Annotated in this window: 19 protein-coding genes; 9 read left to right on the top strand and 10 right to left on the bottom strand. The window is 74.0% G+C overall.

The window, feature by feature from the left end; genetic code table 11:
* The coding region (locus tag BM142_RS17455; protein WP_139228921.1) for an IS30 family transposase at window positions 1–296 on the top strand (296 nt) is incomplete at its 5' end.
* Between the two features lie 319 nt (window positions 297–615).
* Complete coding sequence (locus BM142_RS17450; RefSeq protein ID WP_139228920.1) at window positions 616–1,158, top strand: hypothetical protein; 543 nt, start codon at window positions 616–618, stop codon at window positions 1,156–1,158.
* Window positions 1,159–1,194: 36 nt separating this feature from the next.
* Here BM142_RS17450 and BM142_RS17445 read toward each other — a convergent pair whose 3' ends face one another.
* A complete protein-coding gene (locus BM142_RS17445; protein WP_092201539.1) occupies window positions 1,195–1,791 on the bottom strand; it encodes a hypothetical protein in 597 nt (198 codons plus the stop codon).
* A gap of 136 nt (window positions 1,792–1,927) precedes the next feature.
* Between BM142_RS17445 and BM142_RS17440 the strand changes: the two genes are divergently transcribed.
* Together BM142_RS17440 and BM142_RS17435 are read left to right on the top strand one after the other, a co-directional pair.
* The gene (locus BM142_RS17440; protein WP_254791040.1) at window positions 1,928–4,183 is read left to right on the top strand and encodes an MMPL family transporter; all 2,256 of its coding nucleotides are present in this window, start codon (window positions 1,928–1,930) and stop codon (window positions 4,181–4,183) included.
* Window positions 4,180–4,944, top strand: coding sequence for an LmeA family phospholipid-binding protein (locus BM142_RS17435; RefSeq protein WP_092201536.1), 765 nt, complete (start codon window positions 4,180–4,182; stop codon window positions 4,942–4,944). Before BM142_RS17440 ends, BM142_RS17435 begins: the two co-directional genes overlap by 4 nt.
* Window positions 4,945–4,963: 19 nt before the next feature.
* Here the strand turns inward: BM142_RS17435 and BM142_RS17430 are convergent, their stop codons facing one another.
* The 6 genes from BM142_RS17430 to BM142_RS17405 all read right to left on the bottom strand — a co-directional run bounded on the left by BM142_RS17430 (window position 4,964) and on the right by BM142_RS17405 (window position 11,247).
* On the bottom strand, window positions 4,964–5,551 hold the full coding sequence (locus BM142_RS17430; protein ID WP_092201534.1) for a hypothetical protein: 588 nt from the start codon (window positions 5,549–5,551) through the stop codon (window positions 4,964–4,966).
* Between the two features lie 116 nt (window positions 5,552–5,667).
* A complete protein-coding gene (locus tag BM142_RS17425) occupies window positions 5,668–6,648 on the bottom strand; it encodes an alpha/beta fold hydrolase (RefSeq protein ID WP_092201531.1) in 981 nt (326 codons plus the stop codon).
* 89 nt (window positions 6,649–6,737) lie between these two features.
* A complete protein-coding gene (locus tag BM142_RS17420; protein WP_092201529.1) occupies window positions 6,738–7,619 on the bottom strand; it encodes a metallophosphoesterase in 882 nt (293 codons plus the stop codon).
* A complete protein-coding gene (locus BM142_RS17415; RefSeq protein ID WP_092201527.1) occupies window positions 7,616–8,623 on the bottom strand; it encodes an alpha/beta fold hydrolase in 1,008 nt (335 codons plus the stop codon). Before BM142_RS17415 ends, BM142_RS17420 begins: the two co-directional genes overlap by 4 nt.
* A complete protein-coding gene (locus BM142_RS17410) occupies window positions 8,620–10,113 on the bottom strand; it encodes a phosphatase PAP2 family protein (protein WP_092201525.1) in 1,494 nt (497 codons plus the stop codon). The genes BM142_RS17415 and BM142_RS17410 overlap by 4 nt, the downstream gene beginning before the upstream one ends.
* A 123-nt stretch (window positions 10,114–10,236) precedes the next feature.
* Window positions 10,237–11,247, bottom strand: a complete 1,011-nt coding sequence (locus tag BM142_RS17405) for an FUSC family protein (RefSeq protein ID WP_139228919.1) — start codon at window positions 11,245–11,247, stop codon at window positions 10,237–10,239.
* Window positions 11,248–11,816: 569 nt separating this feature from the next.
* On the opposite strand from BM142_RS17405, the gene BM142_RS17400 reads away from it, so the two are divergent.
* Together BM142_RS17400 and BM142_RS17395 are read left to right on the top strand one after the other, a co-directional pair.
* Window positions 11,817–12,755: a YihY/virulence factor BrkB family protein gene (locus BM142_RS17400; RefSeq protein WP_217640772.1), complete on the top strand. Its 939-nt coding sequence runs from the start codon at window positions 11,817–11,819 to the stop codon at window positions 12,753–12,755.
* A 158-nt stretch (window positions 12,756–12,913) separates the two neighbouring features.
* Complete coding sequence (locus tag BM142_RS17395) at window positions 12,914–13,540, top strand: iron transporter (RefSeq protein WP_139228918.1); 627 nt, start codon at window positions 12,914–12,916, stop codon at window positions 13,538–13,540.
* On the opposite strand, the gene BM142_RS17390 is transcribed toward BM142_RS17395, so the two are convergent.
* Window positions 13,528–15,153, bottom strand: coding sequence for an alpha-amylase family glycosyl hydrolase (locus tag BM142_RS17390; protein ID WP_217640771.1), 1,626 nt, complete (start codon window positions 15,151–15,153; stop codon window positions 13,528–13,530). The two genes, BM142_RS17395 and BM142_RS17390, sit on opposite strands and share 13 nt — an antisense overlap.
* Complete coding sequence (locus BM142_RS17385) at window positions 15,150–16,796, bottom strand: alpha-amylase family protein (RefSeq protein ID WP_092201519.1); 1,647 nt, start codon at window positions 16,794–16,796, stop codon at window positions 15,150–15,152. Before BM142_RS17385 ends, BM142_RS17390 begins: the two co-directional genes overlap by 4 nt.
* 232 nt (window positions 16,797–17,028) lie before the next feature.
* Here BM142_RS17385 and BM142_RS24640 point away from each other — a divergent pair, with 232 nt between their 5' ends.
* The 3 genes from BM142_RS24640 (at window position 17,029) to BM142_RS17375 (ending at window position 20,362) form a co-directional block, all read left to right on the top strand.
* A complete protein-coding gene (locus BM142_RS24640) occupies window positions 17,029–17,199 on the top strand; it encodes a hypothetical protein (protein WP_175527324.1) in 171 nt (56 codons plus the stop codon).
* A gap of 136 nt (window positions 17,200–17,335) precedes the next feature.
* Entirely contained in the window at window positions 17,336–18,586 is a 1,251-nt protein-coding gene (locus tag BM142_RS17380) for a cytochrome P450 (protein WP_217640770.1), read from the top strand.
* Between the two features lie 144 nt (window positions 18,587–18,730).
* Window positions 18,731–20,362 carry a molybdopterin-dependent oxidoreductase gene (locus BM142_RS17375; RefSeq protein ID WP_217640769.1) on the top strand — a complete coding sequence of 544 codons (1,632 nt, stop codon included), beginning with the start codon at window positions 18,731–18,733 and terminating at the stop codon, window positions 20,360–20,362.
* Here the strand turns inward: BM142_RS17375 and BM142_RS17370 are convergent.
* Window positions 20,337–21,797 carry a metallophosphoesterase gene (locus BM142_RS17370; protein ID WP_092201517.1) on the bottom strand — a complete coding sequence of 487 codons (1,461 nt, stop codon included), beginning with the start codon at window positions 21,795–21,797 and terminating at the stop codon, window positions 20,337–20,339. The genes BM142_RS17375 and BM142_RS17370 overlap by 26 nt on opposite strands.
* Between the last annotated feature and the right edge of the window lie 33 nt (window positions 21,798–21,830).

Here is a 21,830-nt window from a genome sequence, read left to right as displayed (position 1 = left end):
AGGGCCTGGAGATGCGCAGGCACGCCGAGATCACCATCGCCGCCGACCTGCCGATCTACTTCTGCGACCCGCACTCACCGTGGCAGCGCGGCAGCAACGAGAACACCAACGGGCTGCTCCGCCAGTACCTGCCCAAAGCCACCGACCTCTCGGTGCACAGCGCAGCAGACCTAGACGCCATCGCCGACAAGCTCAACGGCCGCCCCCGCAAGACCCTCGACTTCCACACCCCAGCCGAGCACCTCGACCGACTACTCTCCGACGATCAACTAGCCGGTGTTGCGACGACCGAGTGAATCCGCCGCCTCGAAACCGGGCGCCAGCGCACACGCCGGCCGCCGTTCGATGGCCCGGTCCCACATCTCTGCCCACCTATTGCCGCACTGGTCCCGGTGGGAGGGGGCGAGCATTCGCACGTCGTTTGCGGCAGCCTTGCGACTCGGTGTCGGGGAGCGTGTGCTGGGGATGGAAACCCGCACCGCGGGCATCGCAGGAACGGGCCGGACGGAACCCGGACCCGCCGCCGACCGATCCGATGCGGAGGAACCGATGAGCAGCTCGGGCAGGAAGCCCGCCCCGTCGTGCAGCTGCCGGGTGGTCGGGGCAGCATTCGGTGTGACTCTGGGCCTGGTCGGGTGCAGCGATCCGGGGACCCCGGACCCGTCCGGGATCACCGCCGAGGACCTCCAGCAGGTGCAGGAGGAGGTGGCCCGCCTCGAGGACCGGGTCGCCACGCTGGAGGACCAGGTCTCCGCCATGGGCAGCACGGACCCGGCGGACGGGTCCACGACACCGTCGGACGAGCGCACCTTCTTCGGCGATCCCGGTTCCTTCGTCGGCGAGGAGGTGACCGTCCGGGGCCGGATCACCGAGCTGCTCGCCTCGACCGACGTGGCGAGCGCGTTCCGGATCGCGGGGGACACCGGGGATCCGGTCGGGGTGGTGTCGGCCACCCCGTCGCCCGAGGTGGCCGCGGGCGACGTCGTCGAGGTGACCGGGACCGCCGTCGAGGTGGCCCCCGACACCTTCGAGGCCGACTTCGGCATCGCGGCCGATGCGGTCTTCGGGAATCCGGAGGCGTGGCTGTCCGGGGCCGAGGGGCAGGTGGCCCTCGCGGCGGTACGGATCGAGGCGGCACCGGCACCGGCCGGCGACTGAGGGGACCGGACGCCCTGCCTGAGCCGTGGCCCCGGATCAGTCCGTGGGGGACGACGTGGGGGCCGACGACCGGGGAGTGGCGGTCCCGCCGGGAGCCGAGGTCCCCCCGGGCGGGTCGTCGATCTCGCGGACCCGGCAGGCCGCGACGTCGGCCTCGAGCTGTCGCTGGAGCGGCTGCAGCCTGCGGACGACCTCGTCCAGCTGCGCCGCGTCCAGGGCGGTGGCGGCGCGGCCCAGCTCGTCCATGGTCGCGTAGCCGTCCTGCAGGGCGTTCACGGCACCCAGGCACGCGCCGTTCACCTGGAACGGGCCGTCGTCCGGGTCCAGGTCCCCGATCACGAGGCCGCCGTCCGACGGCCCCTCACCGGCCTGGTCGCTCACCGCGGGCGGGGTGGTGTCGCCGAGCAGCCCGACGGCGACGGCCCCGAGGGCCAGCCCGAGCACGAACACCACGGCGACGACCAGCCCGGTCCGGAACCCGGCGACCGGACCCGGGCGCCCGGGGACGTCGGCCGTCTCGTCGTCACGGGCAGGCCCTGCGTCGTCACGGGCGGGCGCTGCGTCGTCACGGACGGGCCTTGTCCCGGCCGGCTCGTCGGGCTGTGCGCTCGCTCCGGATCCGGCCTGGGTCATGGTCGATCCTCCTGTGGTTTCGGACGGGAGCTTTACCCGGTGCCCGCGCGCGGTATCCACCACCAGCCGACCGAGATCACGGCGGCGTCGGGAGGCTGCCGTGCCCGGATCGTCGAAGCTCCGAGCGGTGGCGCGCGTGCCGGCGTCCGTGGGCCGGGGGGTGCGCACCGCGGTGGTCTCGGGGCGCTGGCCGGTGCTCGTGTTCTGGGTGGTGGCTGCGGTGCTCGCGGTGGTGGTGCCCAGCCCCTCGCAGGACGACAGGAGCGGGGACATCGGCAGCCTGCTGCCACCCGGCAGCGAAGCCGTGGCGGTGCAGGACCGCTCCCTGGACCACTTCGCCGTGCCCGTGCTCTCCGACACCTCGGTGGTGGTGCACGACCCGGGCGGCCTGGATCCGCTGACGCGGGCCGACTCCACGCTGTGGGCGCTGGCGCACACGCAGGCCTACCTGGACGGTCGGGTGCCGCCGGGCAGGGGCCAGATCATCGGCGCCGTCCCCCTGCCGACCGCCTCGCCGGACACCGCCGTCAGCTATCTCTACATCTCGCCCTACACCTCGCTCGAGAAGCGGGTCGCTCTGAGCCAGCAGTACGCCGCCCACTTCAGCAACCAGCCCGGCGTCGAGACGTACGTGACCGGCGTGCTGCCGGCGCAGGTCCAGCAGGTCCACTACCTGCAGGCGCACCTGCACACCTTCGAGATCGCCACGCTCGTGCTCATCACCGTGGTGGTCGCGCTCGCCTTCCGATCGGTGGTCGCCCCCCTGGTCGTGCTCTTCACGGTCGCCCTGGGCTACCTCGTGACGCTGCAGGTGCTCGACCGGCTGGCCGCCGCGCTGGGCTTCGCCCTGCCCGAGCAGCTGCGGCCACTGGTCGCGGCCCTGCTGATCGGTGTGGTGACCGACTACTGCGTCCTGTACTTCTCCGGCTTCCGACGGGAGCTGGGACGGGGCCTGCACCGGCACGAGGCAGCCCGCCGGGCCGTGCTCACGGAGGGGCCGATCATCGCGGTGGCCGGCCTGACCGTCGCGGCCGGGACCGCGGCGCTCCTGGTGGCGGACTTCGAGCTGTTCCGGGCGTTCGGCCCGGCGCTGGCCCTGACGGTCGTCGTCGGCATGGTCGTGTCCCTCACCCTGGTGCCCGCCCTCATGGCGATCCTCGGGCACCGGCTCTTCCTGACCGTCGGGGGTGGCGGCCGGTCGACGCCCAGCAGGCACGAGCCGAGCAGGGTGACGCGGTGGCTGGCCGACAACGTCTCCCGGCGCGGCGGTGCCGTGCTCGCGGTGCTGTTCAGCCTCGCCGTGCTCGTGCCGGCCGCCCTGCCGCTGCTGGGCATGCGCATCGACACGTCCTTCATCTCCGAGCTCCCGGCCGACGACCCCATCCGTGCCGGCGCCCGCGTGCTCCAGGACGCCGGTATCCGCGGGGCCGTCGCGCCGACCGAGGTCCTGGTGGAGGGGGAGGACGTCGCGCAGCAGCGGGGTGCACTGGAGCGCCTCCAGACGGCCATCGCCGAGCAGCCCGGCGTGGCCGAGGTCCTCGGACCGGCGCAGAACCCGCTGGACGAGGGCTACGGCCTCGTCCTCGCGGAGGACGGCGACGCCGCCCGGTTCATCGTGATCCTGGACAGCGATCCCCTGGGCGCTCCTGCCATCGCCGACCTGGACCGGTTCGACGACCGCATCGACGAGCTGGCCGCGGCGGCCGGCCTGCAGGACGCGACGATCGCCGTCGGCGGCCAGACCGCCATCGCGGCCGAGCTGGCCGAGCTGACCCGGGAGAACCTGCGGACGATCCTGATCGCCGCCCTCGTGATCGAACTGGTCATCCTCTGCATCTACCTGCGGGCCCTCCTGGCCCCGGTCCTCCTGCTGGCGTGCAGCGCGCTCGGCGTCGCCGCTGCCCTGGGCCTGGCCGTCGTCGTCTTCCAGGGCGTGCTGGGCAACCCGGGGCTGCTGTTCTTCGCGCCGTTCACCACCGCAGTGCTCCTGCTGGCGCTCGGGTCGGACTACAACGTGTTCGCGGTCGGGGCGATCTGGAAGGAGGCCGGCCGGCGCCCGCTCCGCGAGGCGATCCGGGTCGCGATGCCGGAGAGCGCGCGGGCGATCAGCGCCGCCGGCCTGATCCTGGCCGCCACCTTCGCGATGGTCGCCATCATCCCGCTCGGCCTCTTCCGGCAGATCGCCTTCGTCATGGCGGTGGGGCTGCTGATCGACACCTTCCTCATCCGGCCGGTGCTGACGCCCGCAGTCCTCACGCTGCTCGGGCCGGCCGCCGGCTGGCCGGGGCGCCGCATCCGGACGTCGCCGGCCACCGACGTCCCCGAGGAGGAGACGGTGCCTCCCCGGGGGGATCCCGCCCCGGTCGGTGCCGTCGAGGCGGCAAGGCGATGACGGGCAGCGGCGCCACTGCCGCGGGCCGTCCCCGGACGGGGCGGGCCTGGTTGGTCGCGGTGCTCGTGGGCGCCCTGCTGGGGACGGGCCTGCTGCTCTGGGGGCTGGACCGGCTGGCCCGGCAGACGGTCCAGGCGCTGCTCGCCGAGGAGCTGCAGCAGGCGACCGGCACGGTCGTGGCCCCGACGGTCGAGGTAGGGGGAGGGCCGGTCCTGCTGCAGGCCCTGCGCGGGCGCTACGACGAGGTGCGGGTGGCGCTCGAGGACGTGTCGAACGGGCCGCTGACCTTCGACCGGGTGGACGCCGAGCTGCAGGGGGTGCACCTGTCGTTCCACGACCTCGTCGTCCGCGATGCCGACGCGGTGGTGTTCGAGGGGAGCACCACCGACGCGTGGCTGCGCTACGACGCACTGGACCAGTACCTCCGTTTCACCGGGCGGCCGATGACGGTGCGGCCCGCGGGGCCGGAGGGTTCCGACCAGGTCCGGCTCACCGCGACCGGTGAGCTGCTGGACCGGCCCTACGAGGCATCCGTCACGGCCGTCGTCGACCCCGCCACCGGCGCGCTGGCGGTCCGGCCCACGGAGGTGCTGACCGACCGCCCGCTCGACCGTTCCGCCGAGCTGCTGCTCACCGAGCGGTTCCGCTTCCGGGTGCCGCTGGACCCGCTGCCGTTCGGCCGGCAGGTGGCCGAGTTCGACCTGGGCGAGGAGGCCGTGACCGTCCGGACGACGGGTGCGGGGATCGTCCTCCTGGGCTGACGCGCCCGGACAAGGAGCGTCAGCCCTCGACGACGCCGCAGGCGACCTGGGAGCCGGTGGTGACCGGCCCGACCTCGTCATCGAGCACCTCGTCGATGTCGGCGAGGGTGTCGACCGGCGGGCCGATGAGGATCGCGGTTCCTTCCTCCGCGAGGAGGGTGTCGAGCGGCATGGGCCCGGCGAGCGTGCTCATCGAGCCCACCCCGTTCTCCAGGACCAGGAGAGCGGGCAGCTCGAGGAACGCGGCGCCGTCCGCGGTGTCCGCGACGTCGCACGTGCCGGCCTCGTAGAGGTACATCGGGTGGAAGCCCCCGGCGAGCCCCGCGACCTGCACCTCCACCATCGCGCGGCCGCCGTCGTCCCGGAACCATGCTCGACCGACCTCGGACCCCTCCGGGTCGACGAGGTCGGTCGAGGCCTCCACCGGCACCCGCCGGACATCCGGGTCCTCGGCCTCCGGTGCCGCGGCATCCTCCTCCGGTGTCGCGGCGTCCCCGTCGCTCTCGGTCGCGGCGGCGATGTCATCGGCGAGCTGCTCGTCGTCCCCTCCGCAGCCGGCCAGGGCGAGAGCGGTGGAGGCGATCAGCAGGAGCAGTGGTCGGCGCACGGTGGTACCCCCTCGATGTGACTGGCGTTCCGCTGGTCGTGCCCGCGGTCAGCCAGGACCACCACACGCAGGGCGCGAGTGACATGGGGTCGTCATCTTCGGTGCGGATCCGGCCGTCATCGCCGGTGGCCGTCTCCCGGCTCCGCCGGCCGGGCCGGCTGTCCGGTGGCCGGGAGCAGACCCTCGACGGCCGGATCGCCGTGGCCGTCCGGGGAGCCTTCCCGGTGACCGGACGGTGCGACCTTCTCCATCCACCGGCGCACCTGGGTCACCACGACGTCCGGATGGGTGAACGGCAGCATGTGGCCCGCGTCCGGCACCGTGACGAGCTCGCCGTCCGGCAGGACCGACAGGAGGTCCCGGATCTCCCCGCTGGGGACCTCTGGATCGGCGCTGCCGTGGACCAGGAGCGTCGGCACCCGCAGCGCCGGCCCGAGTTCGACGCCGTCGTGGCTGAGGCTGGCCATCGTCGTCCCCGCGAGGGCACGGGGCCGGCTGCCCAGGAAGCTGTTGCGGACCCGGGCGACGAACTCCTGCGGCTCGCCGGGCGCGAAGGCCGCCCGGCGGATCACGCGGTCGGACAGGGCCTCCGCGGGCCTGATCAGCCGGCCGACCCGGACACCGCCGCGGAGTGCGTTCCACCAGCCCCAGTGCAGGAGTCGCTGCAGCCACGCCGGCAGGCGCCGTCCCGGCAGCCCCGGGGCCGTGACACCCGAGCCGCCGGACCCCACGAGGACGGCGCCGGCGACCCGCTCGTCGGGCGAGGCGTCGAGGTGGGTGAGCAGGATCCCGCCCCCGAGGCTGTGCGCGACGACCAGGACCTGCCCGCGCCCGGGTGCCACGTGGGTCAGCACGGCGTCGAGGTCCCGTGCGTGCGCACGCATCGTGTAGTCCCCGCACCGGGCGTCGCCGCTCTGCGCGTGCCCGCGCAGGTCGTAGGCGGTCACCCGGTACCGGTCCGACAGGCGCTCCGGAACCGTGCCCCAGGACTCGGCGGACATGCCCAGGCCGTGCACCAGCAGCAGCGGAGGTGCATCGGGTGGCCCCCACGAGCTGAGTGCCAGGCGGGTGCCGTCGAACGAGGTCACATCGGTCATGCGGACTCGCTACCCCCGCGGCCGGGGATCAGCACGGGACGGACCACTGTGCGGCAAAACGTCATGTGGCCCGGTCCGCCCGGGTCGGCTCACGCCCCCGGCTGCAGCGTGAAGAACGCCACCTGCGGGGGAGCGTTGATCCGGATCGGGGCGACGCTGAACCCGATGCCGCACGTCACGAACATCCGGTTGCCGTCCGCGCCGAAGTCCTCCGGGGCCCAGCCGTCGGCGACGATCCGCTCCTCGCTGGTGAGTGCCAGGTACGCCCATTCCGGGGTGCCCGGCAGGGCGACCTGCCCGCAGTGGGTGTGCCCGGCCAGCGTGAGCGGGGCGCTTCCGGCCGGCAGCCGGTCGAAGACGGTGGGGTTGTGCATGAGCACCACCCGCGGGGCGCCGTCCGGCACGTCCTCCAGCGCGGCGTCCACGTCGACCCGGTTGGGGAGGTCGGGGCCGATACCCACCACGTGCAGCTGCTCGGCCGGGTCGTCGACCGGACCCGGCACCGGGAGGGCGGCGTTGCTCAGCACCGGTATGCCGGCGCCCTCGAGCGCCGTGGTGAGCTCGTCGGCCGCGTCCACCTTGTAGTCGTGGTTGCCGAGGACGGCGTAGGTGGGGATGCCCGACCGGACCAGCGGGTCGATCAGGTCCAGCAGCGTGTCGACCTGCGTCTCGATGCTGGGATCGGCGCTGTAGACGAAGTCCCCGCCGAGCAGGACGACGTCCGGCTCGGCCTCCACGATGGTCTGCACGGCGCGCTCCACCATCCCGTGGTTGGCGAACCACATGCCCAGCTGCAGGTCGGAGACGACGGCGACCTCCGTGCCGGCCAGTTCCTCCCCGAGCTGCGGCAGGGCGACCTCGGCGTGCTCCTCGTCGAGGATCACCCGCGGTTCGACGAGCATGCCGTAGGCCAGCAGGAGGACCAGGAACACCCCGAGCGCGAGTCCCGTGCGAGCGAGCCGGTTCTTCACGTCGCCCTCCTTCCGCCGGCCCCCGGGACCGACTCGGTCAGGAGGTCGCGCAGCGCGGCGTCGACCTCCGCGGAATGGGTCATGGTCACCATGTGCCCGGCGCCGGGCACCAGCACCAGCCGGGTGTGCCCACCGATGCGGTCGGCGAGCCAGCGGGAGGACCGGACGGGGATCGTCGAGTCCTCCTCGCCGGCGAGGACCAGTACCGGAACCCGCCGCAGCGCGCCGACCGCTGCGCGCGCGTCGTAGGTGGACAGGGCACGGAGATAGGCCGACATGACCGCCGTCGGCGTGTCGACCCACATGGACCGGGCGGCGCGGGCCGGCTGGTCGGGCGGGTCTTCCGCGAAGAGGCGGCGCCGCAGGACGTCGTGGCCGATCCGGGACCGGAAGGGATGGACGGCCTGCAGCAGTGGGGCGGTCACCCACAGCGCCGATGCCCCCACGATGCCCAGGGTGGTCCTGATCCGGAGGGCGGCACCCGCGCTGCTCTCGCCCGCCGTCAGCGGCGCCGCCCGGGTCGACAGCAGCGCCACCCCGGCGATCCGGTTCCCGAAGAGCTCGGGCCGCAGGCCGGCGAGGGCCAGCACCGCCATGCCACCCATCGAGTGCCCGACCAGCACGACCCGCCCCTGTCCGCCCTGGGCGTCGACGATCTGGCCGAGGTCCCGGCCCAGGCGCTCCATCGTGGCCGCGCGGGCACCGGACCAGCCACTGTCCCCGTGGCCGCGCTGGTCGTAGCGGACGAGGCGGCATTCTCCGCGCAGGTCGGCCCACTGCGGGTCGAACATCGCCCCCCGCGCGGCGAACCCGTGGGAGAACACCACGGTCAGCGGGGCGTCGGGCGGCCCCTCGGTCTCCACGTGCAGGAGGACGCCGTCGTCGGTGCGCACCGACGGCGGGGCTCCGGTGGTCCGCTCCGCCAGCCGCCGGGCGCGAGCCAGCCGCAGGACCAGCCCGGCGGCCAGGGCAGCCGCGGTCGGCCAGGCGATCCGGCGTCTCACTGGTGCGCCGTCGCCGCTGCGGGAGATCCTGCCCGGCTGCCGGAACGGGCACCGTGGCCCGGGCGCGGCAGGAGCACCCGCGCGCAGGCGTAGACCCACAGCCCGCCCAGGAGCAGGCCGGCGAGCACGTCGGTGGGGTAGTGGGCCGCGGCGTAGATCCGCGAGACCCCGATCGCGGGGGCCAGTACGACGGGCAGGACGAGGACCGCCCAGCGCCACGGGCCACGCCAGTAGGCGATGACCAGCGCGGCGACCGCGCCGTAGAGCGCCGCGGCGGCTGCCGTGTGGCCCGACGGCCAGCTGGCACCGCTCGGCAGGCTCGACGTCAGGTCCGCGACCGCCGGCCGCATCCGGTCGACCACCTCGGCACTGACGAAGTACAGCGCCACCTCGCCGACCAGGGTGACCACCACGAAGACCGCCGGCCGGCGGCTGGCGGTCACCGCCAGGCCGAGCACGGCGAGCGAGAGCCCGAGGGCGATCACCGCGGGCGTGCCCGACAGCCGGCCGACCCACTCCATGACCGTGCTGAGGTCCGCACTCCGGATCTCGGCGAACCAGCGGACGACGCCGCGGTCGAACCGGCCGAGCCAAGTGCCGGTCAGGACCGCGGTGACCAGGAGCCCCAGCGCGGTGACGACCGCGAAGAGTCCCGCGGCGACGGCCAGCAGCCGGAGCGAGAGCGCCCGCGCCCGCGGCTCTCCCGGACCGTCCGCGCCCGCCAGGTGGGGTGCGTCGTCCGGATCGACGGCGAGCGGGTCGAGCGGCTCGTCCGGATGCACCCCGCGGCGGTGCTGCCAGCCCCGGAAGGTCGCGGTGGTGACCGCGAGCCAGCCGGCTCCCAGGGCCCAGCCGGCGAGCACGTCGGAGACGAAGTGCACGCCCAGTGCCAGCCGGGTGAACCCGACGGCGACCACGACGAGCACGGTCGCGGCCACGAGCCAGGGGCGGAGCCGTCGGCGGACCGACGGCAACGTGAGCACCAGCAGCGTTCCCCACGTCACCAGGGCGGTCATCGCGTGGCCGCTGGGGAAGCTGGCGTTCGACGGCGTGTCGACGACCGGCGACTCCACGACCGGCCTGGCCCGGTCGACGATCGCCTTGGTCAGCGGCCCGAGGACGGCCAGCCCCACGCCCGTGGTGGCGACGAAGGCCGCCAGCCGCCGTTGCGACCGGATGAGCAGGAAGAGCGTGGCGAGGAGGAAGAGCAGCACTGCCGTCCCGGTGCCGCCGAGGGTGGTCACGGCCCTGAGCACGCCGACCAGGAGCGGGGATCCGCTGACAGAGGCGTTCAGGTCCGCGGCCACCTCGCCGTCGAGGGTGGACAGCGGCGACCAGGATCGCTGCACGAGCAGCCACAGCAGCAGGAACGGCACGGCGCCGAGGAGCACCGCCACCCAGCCCAGGGCGGCGCGCACCTCGAAGCGGCCGATCCCGGTGGCGGCTGCCTGGTCCTCCCGGGGGAGGCTTGCAGTAGATGTCGAAGGCACCCGGACCGGCTACCCCTGCGGACGACGTCCGTGAACGCCCTGCGCCTTGCAGTCCGGTGACATCGCCTGGCCGGCTGCCACCGCTCCCGAGGGCTTCGTGCGTCGGGGGCGGCGGCGTCCGGGTCACCGCCCTCCCGGTTCGGCCCGGCCCAGCTCCGGGTGCAGGGCGAGCAGCGACCGCCGGATGTCCTCCACGACGCTGTCCACCACGAGACCGCCGTCGCCGGTCGTCGCGGGCGTGCGCCGGACCTGTCCGACCAGCGTCCGGACCGCGTCGCACGCCCGGTCGAGGGCAGCCGGGTCCGGCGTCCGGCGGTCCATCGTGCGGAGGATGCCGGCCAGGCTGTCCAGCGCTCCGGCGACGGGGGCCCGCAGGGACGGGGCGAGCGTCGTGTCGTCCCGGTCCGCGACATCGGTCTCCGTGAGCAGCTGGGTGATGCTCGTGACCAGGAACGCCAGCCGCTGCAACGCCGCGGCCTGCCGACGCTGCCGCTCGAGGGAGTCGCGGAACCTGCCCGCGATCCGGTTCCCGCTCCGCGCCTCCTCCACCCGGTGCACCGCCTCGCGCACCTGGACGACGACGGGGTCGATGGCGTGGATGCGGGCCCGCCACTCGCCGGGAACCCGGGCCCCCTCCCGCCGGAGCCCGGCGCCCAGGTCCTCCAGCTGGTCGGCCAGGGTGCGCCGCAGTCGGTCCAGGGCAGCGTCCGCGGAGGTCAGTGGCAGCGGTGGGAAGGCGGCGACCACAGCCAGCCCGACGAGCGCTCCCGCCAGCGTGAGCCCGGCGAACCCGGCCACGTAGTCGAGCGGGTGCTGGTCCCCGAGGAGCAGCACGAAGAGCGCGGACGTGGGCAGCCAGCCGGCTCCGCTGCCCAGCCGCTTCCAGCCGCCGAGGAGCACGCCGATGCCCACGACGGCTGCGATGGTCGCCAGGTTGCGTCCCAGGAGCTGCTCGACGCCGAGTGCCACGCCGGCGCCGAGCGCGATGGCGGCGACCGTCTGCCACGCCTGCCGCGCCGACCCGGCGACCGTGGTGGACGTGGCGATCACCGCGCCCAGCGGCGCGTAGTAGGGGTATTCCGCGGCGAATCCCGGAAGGACGTGCACGAGCCCCCAGGCGAGGGAGGCTGCCACCGCGGCCCTGACCGCCATGCCCGGTCGGGGGCTGGCCGCCAGCCGCCGTGCAGCCCGCCGGAGCGTTCCCCCGCGGTCCCCATCAGGTCGCGCACGCTCGCGCACGTCGTGCTCCGTCGTCATACCGTCCGTGCCCACGACGCGCCGCCGCGGACCCCGCTGCGCCGGCGGCCGGCACACGGGTGCCTGCTGCCGCCGGGCGGGGCGTCGTGGCGCAGCCGGGGCTTCTCCCTCCGCCGCCGGGGACCGCGAGTCGTCTACCTCGCCTGTCCCGTCCCCTCTGCCCGAGCCGGGCGGCAGGATCCGGCCCGGCCCCGATCGTCATGCAACCGTCATCGGTCGTGCTTCGGGCCCTCCGCGTGCTCGCTGCCCCCGCGCGGTGCCCGGCCGGGCCGTGCGGCGACGCGCGCCGCGGTGTCGTGCTCCAATCCGGGCATGCGCCCACGGGGAATCCGAACGGCGAGGTGTTCCGGCGAGCTGCCGGCCACCGGTCGACGACGAGGGGAGCTGTCCGGGTGATCACCGACGGTCCCCGGGGAACGGGCCGCAGCTCCGGATCGGTCCCCGGCGTGCCCGAAGGTGGCGGGGAGTCCGGCGGCGAGCTGACGTCTCGCGACGCGATGCGGGCGGTCCGTGCGGCGAAGTGGTCGTTCTGGCAGCAGGCGTTCGCCCGGTTCCGCTACGGCGACGGGTTCTCCCACTCCCGCGCCCTGGCCTTGCAGCTCTCCCTCGCCTTCATCCCGCTGGTGATCGCCGCCGTCGGTCTCAGCGGGACCCTGGCGACGGACGGCCTGGGGCGGGTGCTCCGGTCGACGATCGTCGCGCTGAGCCCCGGCGGATCGGGAGCCCTGATCCGGAACACCCTGGAACAGGGGGCGGGTTCCGTGGCGGCGCTCTGGCTGGGGCTGGCCTTCGCGCTCGCCACGCTGACCACCGCCATGGGACAGCTCGAGCGCGGGGCCAACCGGATCTACGGGATCGTCCGGGACCGGCCCACCCGCCGGAAGTACGGTCGGGCCCTGGGGATGACGGTCGTCTCCGGTCTCCCTGCCATGGCGGGGTCCGGCGTGCTGCTGGCCGGAGCCGCGTTCGGGGACGCGGTCGAGGACGTCTACGGCTGGGACGACGACGCGGTCATGGCGGCGGCCGTGCCGGTGGGTGTGCTGCTGGTGCTCGGCGCGGTGCTGGCGATGCTCCGCCTGGCCCCCCGACGGCGTCAGCCCGGGTGGTCGTGGTTGCTTCTCGGCACGGTCGTCGCGGTATCGCTGTGGCTCGGCTTCACCGCCCTGCTCGGCGCGTACGTCCAGCTCTCCGCGTCCTTCGGGGTCGTCTACGGACCGCTGACCGGCGTCATCGCACTCCTGCTGTGGACGCAGGTGACCGGCGTGGCCATCTTCCTGGGGTTCGCCGTGACCGCGCAGCTGGAGGCCAGGCACGCCGGCATCGAGGTCGGAGCACTGCCGGATCCGGCCCCCGCTGGACCGGGTGAGGCGGATGGCAGCGGCTAGCCGGACCGGCTCGTCGAGGCGCGGCCTGCCGACCGGCGCCGGGTGCCGCGGAACGCCCCGTGTGTCATTGCGGTGACAGCGGCGGTGGGGGTGGTTCGTGCCGGGTGCCGGGGGGCACGCGGGCGGGGGAACCGAACGCCGAGCGAGGGGAGCGACCCGTGGCCGCAGGACACGCAGTCGAGGAGCGGACGACGCCGGCGGTGGCGCCGCCCATGGAGAAGAGCAACGAGGCCGAACCGGAGCAGCTGGACACGGCCAGGCAGCAGGGGGACGCCTATGGCGCGGCCCTGCAGGCCATGAAGGAGGAGGACGGCGCGGCAGTCGCCGAGGCGGGGAACTTCGTCGTCGCCCTGGTCAACGAGCAGGCCGAGGGCATGTACGCACGGGACGGCGACAGCGGCCTGGTCTGGCGGGAGGCGCCGGAGGAGGCCAACGCCCACATCGAGGTGGCCGTGGCCGATCTCGCGGACGGACGGTTCGTCCCGGGCCTGGACGTCACGGTCACCGTCCAGGACGGCGACCGCGAGTTGTTCAGCGAACGGGCGCCGTTCCTGTGGCACCCGTTCCTGCACCACTACGGCTTCAACGCGAAGGTGCCCGGGGAGGGACCGTTCACGGTCTCGGTGCACATCGAGCCGCCCTCCTGGATGCGGCACGACCCCCGCAACGGGAAGCGCTACGCCGACCCGGTCGACGTCGTCTTCGCGGACGTCGGGTTCGAGCCGGGCCGCAAGCCGAGCCCCGACGCCGCACCGCGTGGTCCCGAGACGCCCTACGCCGGCTGAACCACCGCCTCCGTCGGGGTCGCCGTCGGCTCCCGCGTCGGGACGAGCACGACGGCTTCGGAGGGGGCGAGCACCCCGGGCCACGCCGCACCCTCACCCCGTCCGGTGGAGGCGACCTCCACCGCCACCGGCTCCCCGACGGGCAGTTCTGCCGGTGCGTCCCCGAAGTTGACCGCAACGATCCGGCGGTCGTCTCCCGTGCGGCGCTCGTAGGCGAGGACGCCGTCGGGCGCGGGCAGTGCTGTCCACGATCCGCGATGCAGCGCCGGGGACCCGCGGCGGGCCGTCAGCAGCCGCCGGTAGAGGTGCAGCACCGATGCCGGGTCCGCCCGCTGCGCGGCGGTGCTGCGGCCGGCGGCGTCCGGGGGGAACGGCAGCCACGGGTCCGGCGGCCAGCCGTGACCGGCATCCGGGGTCCACGGGATCGGGGCACGGCAGCCGTCGCGGCCCCCCGGATCCACCCGTCGGCCCGGAGGGACGACGGCGTCCTCGAGGCCCAGCTCCTCGCCGGCGTAGAGGAACGGCGTGCCGGGCAGGGTGAGGAGGAGCAGGGCCGCGGCGCGCGCCCGTGCCTCGGACCCGCCGTACCGGGTGCGGTGCCGGGGGTTGTCGTGGTTCGACAGGACCCAGGTGGGCCAGGCCTCGACGGGGGCCAGTGCCGCCAGCGTGTCCTGGATCGTCGAGCGCCAGAACGCGGCGTCCCAGGGGCCGAGCAGCGGGACGAAGTTGAACGCCAGGTGCAGCTCGTCCCCGGCCCCGTAGTACGGCGCCACCAGGGCCGGGGAGCGCAGGTTGACCTCGCCGACCATGGCCCGGTCGCCGGGGAACTCGTCGAGGACGGAGCGGATCCCGCGGAGGAGATCGTGGGTCACCGGTAGGTCGTGGGTGTGCACGATGTTCGTCCCGACCAGTTCCGGGGGGTGGTCGGGCAGGTCCGGGTCCTTCCCGATGAGATGCACGACGTCGGCGCGGAAGCCGTCGACGCCACGGCGCAACCAGAAGCGCAGCACGTCGTGCATGGCCTCCCGCACGGCCGATTCGCTCCAGTCCAGGTCGGGCTGCTGCGGCAGGAACAGGTGCAGGTACCACTGCCGCGTGAGTTCGTCCCAGGTCCACGCGGGCCCTCCGCCGAACTGGGCCAGCCAGTTGTTCGGCGGGGTGTCCGGCGTGCCGTCGCGCCACAGGTACCACCCGCGCCGCGGTGAGTCGCGGGAGCTGCGGGAGTCGAGGAACCACGGGTGCTGGTCGCTGGTGTGGTTCGGCACCCAGTCGAGCATCAGCCGCATGCCGCGGGCGTGGACCTCGGCGAGCAGCCGGTCGAACGCGTCGAGGTCGCCGAAGATCGGATCGACGGCGCAGTGGTCGGCGATGTCGTAACCGGCGTCGGCCATGGGGGAGGGATAGATCGGGGACAACCAGAGGGTGTCGACGCCCAGCCAGCCGAGGTGGTCCAGGTGCGCCCGGATCCCGTCCAGGTCCCCGACGCCGCTCCCCGAGGTGTCGGCGAACGACCGGGGGTAGATCTGGTAGACGACGCCCGTGCGCCACCACGGCCCGGCGATCTGCCCGGCCGGGGCGGTGCCGGTGGCGTCCGGCGGGCCGGGCCGGGTCACAGCGCCACCTCGCTCCCCGCACCGCGACCGCGGAGCCAGCGGTAGCCGTAGGGGGACAGGGCGAAGACGGCGTCCTCCGGGTCCAGCGGCTCGAACCGGTCGTTGCCGAACAGGTCGGCGACGTCGTCCACCTGCTGCCCGGCGTGGAGATCCAGCCGGACCTCGACGTCGTCCCCGGAGAGGTTGTGCACGGCCACCACGGCGCTCCCCAGCCAGTCGCAGCGGTGGGCCAGGACCCGGCGGTCCCCGGTGTCGAGGACGGACCAGGAGCCCCAACCGAACTCGGGCGACTCCTTGCGGACGCGGATGGCCCGCTCCACGCGGTTGAGCAGGGAGTCCTCGTGCCGTCGCTGGTCGGCGACGTTGACGTCCTGGTAGCGGAACGGGCCGTGGTCGATCAGCGGCGCCGCGAGATCCTCCCCGGTGGAGAACCCGCCGTTCGGCCCATCGCTCCACTGCATGACCGTTCGCACGCTCCTGCGTCCCTCCGTCCCGAGGTCGTCACCCATCCCGATCTCTTCCCCGTAGAGGAGCACGGGGGTGCCGGGCAGCGTCATCACCAGGCTGATGGCCAGCTCGATCCGCCGGCGGTCGCCGTCGACCATCGGTGGCAGCCGGCGCCGGATGCCCCGGTCGAAGATCCGCATCTCCTCGTCGGGTGCGAAGGCGTGCATGACGTCCTGCTTCTGGTCCTCGGGCAGGCGGGAGAGGTTGAGCTCGTCGTGGTTGCGCAGGAAATTCAGCCACTGCGCGGTGCGCGGTGGCCGGGGGGTGCGGCGCAGCTGGTCCGCCAGCGGGCCGGCCTCGCCTCGGGCCATCGCCGTGAACACGGCACCGGACATGATGAAGTCGAAGAGGCAGGTCAGCTCGTCGCCCTCGTCCCCGAAGAACGTCTCGCGCTCCCCGGGGTCGAGGTTGACCTCGCCGAGGAGGACGGCGTCGCCCCGGCGGCGGGAGAGGAATCCCCGCATGTCCTCGAGGAAGTCGTGCGGGTCCTGGGGCATCTCGTCCTCGATGCCGGTGTCCCCGATGAGATAGGGCGCGGCGTCGATCCGGAAGCCGGAGACGCCGAGCTCGAGCCAGAACCCCATGATGCGGTGGATCTCGTCACGGACGTCGGGGTTGGCGATGTCGAGGTCGGGCTCGGAGGAGTAGAAGCGGTGCAGGTAGTACTGGCCGGCCTCCTCGTCCCATGCCCAGTTGCTGTCCTCCTTGTCGGGGAAGATGATCTTCCCCTGCTGCTCGGGTTCCTCGTCGGACCAGACGTACCAGTCGCGGTAGGTCGAGTCCCGGCTGCGCCGTGCGTCGCGGAACCACGGGTGGTCGCTCGAGGTGTGGTTCACCACCAGGTCGGTCACCACCCGGATGCCCAGACCACGGGCGGTCCGCACGAACTCCACGAATTCCCCGAGGCTGCCCAGACGCGGGTCCACCGCGTAGTAGTCGGACACGTCGTACCCGTCGTCCCGCCCGGGGGAGGGATAGAACGGCAGCAGCCACAGGCAGGTGACGCCGAGGCCGCTGAGGTACGGCAGCCGCTGGGTCAGGCCGCGGAAATCGCCGACCCCGTCCCCGTTCGAGTCCATGAAACGCGACACGTCCACGCAGTAGACGACGGCGTTCTTCCACCACTGGTCGCTCACGGCCGGATCCAACATGGGGCATCGCTACCCCGGTCGGCCGCCGCCGACCCGGCGCACCGGGCGCGGGCGATACCGGGCTCCGCGCGTGGCCCCGGACGAGGGAGGCCATCCCTCCCTTACGGATGTGTGACGTTCACCGGCGGGTGTGGGTCGGGGGCCGGGGCCCCGGGCAGGCAGCCGGCGCCCGCATCCACCGTCCGCCGGTCACGGCCGTCGCGTCCCGAGGAGAACCATGAACCGCACGCCACTGCCCGCACGTCGCAACCGCTGGCGCTCCGCCGCCGCAGGGGCCGCCATCGCGGCCGCCTCCTTCACGATGGTCGCCTGCGGTGAGGAGGAGCCCGTCGACGACGGAGGGGTCGTGGAGGAGGGCGTCGGCGACGAGGAGGAGAACGACGACTGATCCGGCCGGAGGGAGAGCCGATCGGCCGGGCGCGAGGTCGGCACCCGCCGACCGGCTCTCCCCGTGGGCTCCCGCCCGCCCGCCGCGACCGGCCCCGAAGGGCCGGTACGGACCCGGGCGGCCAGGAGGAAAGGACGTGACCGTGACCGACGGCATCCCCCGGCTGCGCGGGGCCGACAGCACCGTGGCCCTGCTCCGGGAGGGCTACGCCTTCGGGGCGCACCGGTTCGCCCGCACCGCGTCGGACGTCTTCGAGACCCGGCTGATGCTCCGGCCGGCCGTGGTCGCCTTCGGCGAGGAGGCGGCGCGCCTGCTGTACGAGCCGGATCGGACGACGCGGCGGCGGGCTCTCCCGCCCACGACCCTCACCCTGCTGCAGGACCGGGGCAGCGTGGAACTGCTCGACGGGGAGGCACACCGCCACCGCAAGCAGATGTTCATGTCGCTGATGACTCCCGCCGCGCTCGCCGAGATCGGGGATCTGGTGGAGCGGGAGTGGCGCACCGGCGCCCCGCAGTGGGCCGGGTCCGGCGGAGTGGTGCTCTTCGACGCGGTCCGCGAGGTGCTCTTCCGGGCGGTCTGCGCGTGGAGCGGGGTGCCGCTCGACCGGGAGGACGCCGGCACCCGTACCCGCCAGCTGGCCGCCATGGTGGAGGGCGCCGGCTCGGTCGGGCCGCGCAACCTGCACGGCCAGCTGCTCCGCCACCGCGCCGAACGCTGGGCCGGCGAACTGATCGCCCGCGTGCGCGGCGGCGATCCGGCGGTCCAGGAGGGGCGTGCGGCGCACGTCATCGCCCGGCACCGCGACGCGGAGGGCCGGTTGCTGGACCCCGATGTGGCACGGGTCGAACTCCTCAACGTGCTGCGCCCCACCGTCGCCGTGGCCAGGTTCGTGGTCTTCGCGGCCCTCGCGCTGCACCAGCATCCGGAGTGCCGCACGGCGGTGGGCGAGAACGGGTACCTCCGGTGGTTCGTGCAGGAGGTGCGCCGCTACTACCCGTTCTTCCCCATGGTCGGGGGCCGCGTCCAGCAGGAGTTCGACTGGCGGGGTCGCCGATTCACCCCGGGCTCCTGGCTGCTGCTGGACATCTACGCCACCAACCACGACCCGCGCCTCTGGGCCGACCCGGCTGCCTTCCGGCCCGAGCGCTTCGGGGCTTGGGACGGCGACCCGTACACCTTCCTGCCGCAGGGCGCCGGTGAGTTCTCCTCCGGTCACCGGTGCGCGGGTGAATGGCTCACCATCTCGGTGCTGGAGCGGGCGGTCCGGCTCCTCACCACGGGCATGACCTACGAGGTCCCGCTGCAGGACCTGAGCGTCGACCTCACGCGGATGCCGGCGGCGCCGGCGAGCGGGCTGCTGCTCACCGACGTCCGACCGGCCTGACGGCCCCGGCGCTACCCGGCCGGGCCGGGGCACCGGGCAGACGACCGGCGGACACGGACCCGGTCGCCACCGGCCGGATGACGATCGTGCGTCATCCGGGGGTGTCCCGTGTCGCTGCCTGGTTCGTCGGACACCTCGCCCGGTGTGACGCAGAGAGCAGACGAGGAACGCCAGGACGACGCCGTTCCCGGCCGGGTGCGCCGCAGCACCGGGGCGGTGGCGGGCATCGCGGCGGTGGCGGCGGCGCTGGGAGCGGCGGAGCTCGTCGCCGGCGTGATCGAGCGTGCGCCGTCGCTGGTGATCGCCGTGGGCGACGTGGTCGTGGACAGCGTCCCGGGCTGGCTCGAGCGGGCCGCCATCGCGACCCTCGGCCGTGCCGACAAGCCGGTCCTCATCGGCGGGGTGCTGCTGATCTCCGTACTCGTCGGCGCCGCCCTCGGGGTGCTCGCCCGGCGCAGGTTCCTCCCGGCGGCCGGAGGATTCGTCGCCTTCGCCGCCCTGGGCGTCGCGGCCGCACTCACCGACCCGCGCGCCACGCTCCCCGGGGCGCTGCTGGTCGCCGTGGCCGGCGCGGCGGTGGGGGTCGGCGTGCTGTGGTCGCTGATCCGCACTGCGCGGGCCGACCGGGCGGCGGGCACGGCGGCGACGCCGCCGGCCGGGCCGACCGGCGTGGCGGGCGCGACCGTCGCCGGTCCGGGTCGGCCGCCGGAGTCGGACCGCCGTCGCTTCCTCGTGGTGGCCGGCGGCACGACCGCCCTCGCCGTCCTCGCCGGGGTCGGCGGGTACCTGCTCTCCGGCCGCGAGCGACTGGGGCAGCTGCGGGCTGCCATCCGGCTCCCGGCCCCGTTCCGGCAGGCGGGTCCGGTACCCGCGGGAGCCGACCTGGAGATCCCCGGCCTCACCCCGCTCTTCACACCGAACGAGCGGTTCTACCGGATCGACACGGCGCTGCGGGTCCCCATCGTGGAACCCGATGGGTGGCAGCTCGAGGTCCGCGGGATGGTCGACGAGCCGTTCACCCTCAGCTACGCCGAACTGATGGAGCTGCCGCAGATCGAGGCCGACGTCACCCTCGCCTGCGTCTCCAACGAGGTGGGCGGTGACCTGGTGGGCAACGCCCGCTGGCAGGGCGTGCCGCTCCGGACGCTGCTCGACCGGGCGGGACTGCAGGAGGGGGCGACCCAGCTCGTGGGCCGCTCCGTCGACGGCTTCACAGCGGGTTTCCCGGTCCTCACCGCCCTGGACCTGGAGGAGGCGATGGTCGCCGTCGCCATGAACGGCGAGCCGCTCCCGGCCGAGCACGGCTTCCCCGCACGCCTGGTCGTCCCGGGGCTGTACGGATACGTGTCGGCCACCAAGTGGCTCGCGGCCATCGAGCTCACCGGCTGGGACGTCGACGGCTACTGGATCCCGCGCGGCTGGGCCAAGGAGGGGCCGATCAAGACCCAGGCCCGGATCGACGTGCCCCGGCCCGGGAGCACGGTCACGGCCGGGCGGCAGCCGATCGCCGGAGTGGCGTGGGCGCCGACGCGCGGCATCGAGGGGGTGGAGGTACGCATCGACGACGGCCCGTGGCAGCCGGCGGAGCTCGCCGAACCGCTCGACGTCGACTGCTGGAGGCAGTGGTTCCTGCCCTGGGACGCCGCCCCGGGCAGGCACGTGATCTCCGCCCGGGCGACCGACGGACGCGGCGAGGTCCAGACCGACGAGCGCACCCCCGTCGCGCCGGACGGGGCATCCGGCTACCCGGTCATCGAGGTAGAGGTCGGGCGCTGACCGGTGTCCCCGGCGGTCCGTCACCGGACGTCCGGTCGGGGGCGGGAACGGCGAAGGGGACCTCCACGACGGCACCATCGGGGGCCTGGGGGGTCATGGGCTCGGGTCGCCCGTCGGGTCCGAGGGCCGCGACGGGCGTGACGGTCATCGTCCCGCCGTCGATCCGTGCCAGCAGCAGGTGCGCCTGGGCCGCCCAGGCGACCGTCGACGCCTCCGTGAAACCGGCCGGTGGCTCCTCGCGAAGCTGCCCACCCGCGCCGGACAGGAAGTACTGGATGTCCCCGACCCGGGAGAGCTGGAAGTTGTGCTCGTGCCCGGCGAAGGCCGCGCGCACCCCGGCGCGGGTGAAGAGCGGCACCAGGTGCTCGATCATCGCGTCGGTGTTGGGGTGGTGCGGTCCGGCGCAGTAGGCGGGGTGGTGGGAGAAGGGGATCCGCCACCGTGGGCCCGTCCCTTCGGGGAACGCGGCGTCGAGGAACTCGCGGTGCCGGGGATGCTCGAAGAAGTGCTTCGTGGGCAGCGGGTCGGCCAGGGACGTGTCGATGCACACGAACTCCACGTCGGAGCCGAAGCCGAACCGGTAGAACATGCCGGGGTCCACCGAGGCCCGTGCGCCCGCCACCTCGGGCGTGAACCGGGCGTCGGTGTGGAAGTTGGCGCGGATCTGGGCCCGGTCGTCGCTCGACTCCTCGTCGCTGGTGTCGTGGTTGCCGACCGTCGGGTACACCGGCACCCGCGCCAGGGTGTAGCGGTAGGGCTGGTAGAAGCTGCCGTACCAGTCGTCGTCCTGGTCGCCGCTGCCCTCCGATCCACGTCGCCCGGCGCTGGCGTAGACGTTGTCGCCCGTCGCGATGACGAGTCGGACACCGGGCTCGTCGGTCAGCCGGTCGAGGACGCCGGCCACGCGTCGCTGCCGGCGGCCGCTCTCGACGTCGGCCAGGATCCCGACGCCGTAGTCGCCGAGCACGGCGAAGTCCAGCGGTGCCTGCGTGTCGCTCGCCGGGTGGGTGCGGAAGCGCATGCTGTACGACCGTCCCCCGGCGCGCAGGTCGAGCCCGCCGCGCGGGACCGGCCCCCAGTCCAGCCTCGGCCCGTCCGCCCAGGCACGGCCGTCGACCGTGATCCGGTAGCGGTAGCCGGTGTCGGGCGACAGGCCATCGATCCAGACATGGTTGGCGGTGTCGGTCCGGGCCGAGCCGACCACCCGGCCCGTCCCGTCGAGGACCTCCACCAGGGCCTCGCCGTACGGCTCGGAGTTCGCGCCCATGCTGGCGGTCCGGCCGCGGTCCACCTCGCCGAGCCGGCCGTCACCGACCACCCGCCACCGGCCGTCGGGGTCGTCGCGACGGAACCAGAAACCGCCCCAGGCGATCAGGGCCCGGTCGGCGGCGACGTCGACCAGATGGACGAAGGGCTCGAAGTGCGTGTCGGGCATGCATGCCTCTCTTCCGGCGCAGGGTTCGTCGGC

This window comes from Blastococcus tunisiensis, from assembly GCF_900112815.1.
Taxonomy (GTDB): domain Bacteria; phylum Actinomycetota; class Actinomycetes; order Mycobacteriales; family Geodermatophilaceae; genus Blastococcus_B; species Blastococcus_B tunisiensis.
Note: the sequence above shows the minus strand (reverse complement) of the source record. Positions and strands in the feature narration are given on the sequence as shown.